This is a genomic window from Citrobacter sp. Cpo142 (assembly GCF_030332425.1).
Classification (GTDB): domain Bacteria; phylum Pseudomonadota; class Gammaproteobacteria; order Enterobacterales; family Enterobacteriaceae; genus Citrobacter; species Citrobacter portucalensis.
This window is the reverse complement of sequence record NZ_JAOWHW010000095.1, coordinates 1-4188: the sequence shown is the minus strand read 5'-3', so window position 1 is coordinate 4188 and position 4188 is coordinate 1. Positions and strand designations below refer to the sequence as shown.

Here is a 4188-nt window from a genome sequence, read left to right as displayed (position 1 = left end):
TAACAGGGAGCTTACTTCAGAGCAGGGTATTAAGCTGCTGAAAACCATTGGTGAAAAGCGTCAGGTGTATGCAGATACCCTGGTAAAAGCTCTTCAGATCAGTGAGCAGGGGGACCGTGGAGCCCTGAACAACTTCATTCGGTCAGTAAGCGTACAGCGAGGGCCGTATTGACGGGGATGTGTTATTCAGCTGGCAGTGCTATGCGCCACGGAAGCAGTTCGCTGACCCGGTTGACCGGCCAGTCTGCTATGACGCCAAGCACATGGCGAAGGTAGCTTTCTGGATCCACGTCATTCAGTTTGCACGTCCCGATCAGGCTGTACAGTAGCGCTCCCCGCTCACCACCATGGTCAGAGCCGAAGAACAGGAAGTTTTTACGACCCAGACTGACCGCCCGCAGGGCATTTTCAGCGATGTTGTTGTCGATTTCCACCCAGCCATCGTTCGCATAGTACGTCAGTGCCGGCCACTGGTTAAGTGCGTACGCGAACGCCTTCGCCAACTCTGAGTGTCGCGACAGGGTCTTCATCTTTTCACGCAACCAGCTTTCCAGGGATTTCAACAGCGGTTTCGTTTTTCGCTGACGTTCAGCAAGCCGCTGCTCTGCCGGCATTCCCCTTATATCCGCCTCTATGGCGTACAACTGACCGATCTGCTCCAGGGCTTCTTCCGTCAGTGCTGACGGGATGCGGACGTGCACATCGTGGATCTTTCGGCGGGCATGAGCCCAGCAGGCAGCTTCCGTTATCCCACCATTGCGATACAGCTCGTTGAACCCGGCGTACGCATCCGCTTGCAGCACACCGCTGAAGCAAGCAAGATGAGTCTGCGGATGGATGCCTTTTCTGTCCGGGCTGTAAGCGAACCACACTGCAGGTGCCAACGCTGACCCAGCATTGCGGTCATCACGAACATACGCCCACAACCGCCCGGTCTTCGTCTTCTTATTACCCGGCAGCAGTACCTGGACCGGGGTATCATCGGCATGGAGTTTGCCGTCAGTCATGACATAGCCATGAAGCGCCTCTTCCAGCGGAGACAGCAGCCGGCAGCATGCATCCACCCAGCCCGACAGCAGTGAACGGCTCAGCTCCACACCTTGCCGGCCGTATATTTCTGACTGGCGATACAGCGGGGTGTGCTCTGCATACTTCGAGGTCAGCACGCGGGCCAGCAACCCCGGTCCGGCGATACCCCGCTCGATGGGCCGCGAAGGTGCAGGTGCCTGCACGATGGCATCGCACTGAGTACAGGCATGTTTTTCCCGTACCGTCCGGATAACCCGAAAGGCGCTACGCATCAACTCCAGCTGTTCGGCGGTATCCTCGCCCAGATAGCTCAGTGAACCGCCGCAGTTCGGGCAGCACGGCGCCGCAGGCAACAGTCGCTTTTCGTCACGGGGTAGTGATTCAGGGAACGGCTTACGGGTGCGGGTCTGACGCAACGGACGCTGTACAGCCGGGTCATACACCCTACCAGTCAGCGTATCGCTCTCTTTCTGAAGCCGGTTCAGATCGGCTTCCATTTGTGCGATACGGCGGGAGACTTTTTCGGAACGACTGCCGAAGTTCATCCGGCGGAGTTTATCCAGCTGCGCCTGCAGATGGTCTATTTCGCGCTCCCGGTTGCTCAGCTTTTCCTGCAGGGCGTGGATCAGCGCTTCCTGTTCGGCCAGGCGCTGTTTCAGCAGGAAGATGTCGTCAGAAGAGATGTCGTTCATAAGCCCGTATTTTACCGGGCTTATTCTGTGACAACCAGGATAAAGAGATTTACAGCATGGTCAGGGAGGTCAGCAGCCGCTTGGGCTGTCGCCAGTCGATACCTTCCAGCAGCATCGCCAGCTGCGCCTGCGTAAGGAACACTTTGCCATCACGGGCTGACGGCCAGGCGAAGCGCCCACGCTCCAGCCGTTTGGTCAGGAGGCACAGTCCGTCACCGGTGGACCACAGCAGTTTAACCTGACTGCCGCTGCGGCCCCGGAAAATGAAAACATGGCCGGACATGGGATCGTCTTTCAGCGCCGTTTGTACTTTCGCAGCCAGGCCGTTGAAGCCATTTCTCATATCGGTGATACCGGCAACCAGCCAAATTTTGGTCCCGGAAGGTAACGGGATCATCGCTTCAGTTCCTGTATCAGCAGAGTCAGGAGCTTTTCGCTGACATTGCCATTGAAGCGGAGCGTCCCGTGCCGGAACGTTACCTCACAGCTGATACTGAGGGTTTCCGGGTCCTCTGCGAGCGATTCTGGCTGTTCGGCAGCTGCATCGAGAGTCACAGGAAGTAGCTGGGGGCTCTCTGAAGAAGGTAATAGCAGCTTTCCCTCGCGCCATTGTTGTCGCCATTTGAACAACAGATTGGCGTTAATGCCATTTTCAAGAGCAAGTTTTGAGATGGATATCCCGGGTTCACAGGAGGCAGCAACGAGCTGCTGTTTAAATTCGGGAGGATAATTAGGGCAGCCTTTTCGCCTGCCGGGAGTCACATTTTTCTGCATATCTGACACTTTGGTTCCCACTACTTATTTGGTGGACACCACTTTGTCTAATTCGTCAGATTCTGACCAGACGGTTCAGGCTGTACGCTTACTTCGGTCACAGCAGTTACCGATCATAAATGACTACATGGCCAGTCTGCAGGCACTGGTGGAATACGAAAAAACAAGCATAGATAAAGCGGGTGAAGTTATCGATGATAATGGTACGGCAGCCATACTGACACTGATCATCACTGGGTGTATGGCGCTTCTTCTGGGAGGTGTGCTGGCATGGCTGATCACCAGAAGCATTACCTGTCCGTTGATTTCAGCCGTCCGGATTGCCCGGGAAGTGGCGGAAGGTAACCTGTGTGTGGAGATTAAAGTGGACTCACAGGACCAGCTGGGGCAACTGATGCAGGCACTGCGTGATATGTGCGGGAGTCTGAGTAACACCGTCCGGGAAGTACGTCAGGGAGCGGACAATATTGCGCTGACTGCAGCAGAAATCAGCAGTGGTAATACAGACCTGTCAGCCCGCACCGAAGAGCAGGCTGCCGGTGTGGAACAGACGGCGGCCACTCTGGAACAACTGACGGCCACCATAAACAATACTGCCGGCAATACAGCACAGGTTTACCAGTTTGTGACAGAAACAACGGCCATTGTGAAACAGAATGGAGTGGTCATGAGTGAGGTGTCTTCCCGGATACAGGAGATTTACGACACCTCGTCTGAAATGACAGCCATCATCCAGGTCATCGACGGGATTGCCTTCCAGACCAACATTCTCGCGCTTAATGCTGCCGTGGAAGCCGCACGCGCCGGCGAGTCCGGCCGTGGATTTGCGGTTGTGGCCGGAGAGGTTCGTAATCTGGCTCAGCGCAGTGCTTCTGCCGCGCGGGAAATAAAAGAGCTCATTGATGACTCCGTTTCCCGCATTGCATCCGGCCGTACCCTGGTTGAAAAAGCAGACAGGGGAATGGAGGATATCATCAGTAACGTCCAGAGCATGGAAGGGCTGATTGACGAAATAGCCAAGGCCAGTCGTGAGCAGGGAGATGGTATTGCCCAGATTAACAGCGCCATGGGCCAGATAGACAGCACCACCCAACAAAATGCAGCTCTGGTGGAACAGTCTGCAGCCACTGCCGCTTCGTTGCAGAATCAGTCACGGATTCTGCAGGAGAAGGTGAGCGTATTTCGTCTCCGTGATAATAAAAAACGCGATGCTGAACGAAAAAATACCATAGTACCGACAATCAGCAACACCAGCCCGCAGAGTAAGGTTAAAGCGGTAAAGTCCGTTCGTGAAACGGAACAACACGCCAGCGAGAACTGGGAAACCTTCTGACCCCCGACAACAGCGGGATCCTGTCGTTCCCGTTTTGTCAGCCATAATCTCCCGGCATGGTGTTCGCACTGTGCCGGTTATTTACAGGCGACAGTAATAATGAGTGAAATAAATCCCCGTCAGGCTAAATATGCAGACATACATGCGAAACTGACCGACCGGATGCAGTCTGTCAGGGTCATCCTTGAACAGATGGAAGGACACGAGTACGCCGCAATCAGCACCTACATGAATAACATGGAAGCGATTGCCTGCTTTTACGAGGAGGCAGGGGAAAGTCTCAGTGAGCCAGACTTCCTGAACTACCTGAAACAAAACGACCTTAACCTGTTTATTGAAATTCTCTCTGTGGGACGCGCC

General features: G+C 54.8%; 5 protein-coding genes. 2 read left to right on the top strand and 3 right to left on the bottom strand.

Annotated elements, in window-relative coordinates; all coding sequences use genetic code 11:
* Positions 1-182 precede the first annotated feature (182 nt).
* Genes OGY18_RS05140 through tnpA form a run of 3 tightly spaced genes read right to left on the bottom strand, consistent with a single transcriptional unit; the run spans position 183 to position 2495 of the window.
* Positions 183-1721 carry an IS66-like element ISEc8 family transposase gene (locus tag OGY18_RS05140; RefSeq protein ID WP_001547431.1) on the bottom strand — a complete coding sequence of 513 codons (1539 nt, stop codon included), beginning with the start codon at positions 1719-1721 and terminating at the stop codon, positions 183-185.
* Between the two features lie 49 nt (positions 1722-1770).
* Positions 1771-2118: an IS66 family insertion sequence element accessory protein TnpB gene (gene tnpB, locus OGY18_RS05135; protein ID WP_000612591.1), complete on the bottom strand. Its 348-nt coding sequence runs from the start codon at positions 2116-2118 to the stop codon at positions 1771-1773.
* Positions 2115-2495 (bottom strand): IS66-like element accessory protein TnpA, encoded by a 381-nt coding sequence (gene tnpA / locus OGY18_RS05130; RefSeq protein ID WP_001171554.1) that lies wholly within the window; start codon positions 2493-2495, stop codon positions 2115-2117. The genes tnpB and tnpA overlap by 4 nt, the downstream gene beginning before the upstream one ends.
* Before the next feature lie 43 nt (positions 2496-2538).
* Here tnpA and OGY18_RS05125 point away from each other — a divergent pair, with 43 nt between their 5' ends.
* Entirely contained in the window at positions 2539-3828 is a 1290-nt protein-coding gene (locus OGY18_RS05125) for a methyl-accepting chemotaxis protein (RefSeq protein ID WP_286552108.1), read from the top strand.
* Between the two features lie 99 nt (positions 3829-3927).
* A partial coding sequence (locus OGY18_RS05120; protein ID WP_220412670.1) for a hypothetical protein occupies positions 3928-4188 on the top strand: 261 nt, incomplete at its 3' end.

What these genes read in the sequence shown, in the direction of transcription:
- tnpA (WP_001171554.1), bottom strand. Translation starts at nt 2,495, where the DNA reads ATGCAGAAAAATGTGACTCCCGGCAGGCGAAAAGGCTGCCCTAATTAT.
- tnpB (WP_000612591.1), bottom strand. Translation starts at nt 2,118, where the DNA reads ATGATCCCGTTACCTTCCGGGACCAAAATTTGGCTGGTTGCCGGTATC.
- OGY18_RS05140 (WP_001547431.1), bottom strand. Translation starts at nt 1,721, where the DNA reads ATGAACGACATCTCTTCTGACGACATCTTCCTGCTGAAACAGCGCCTG.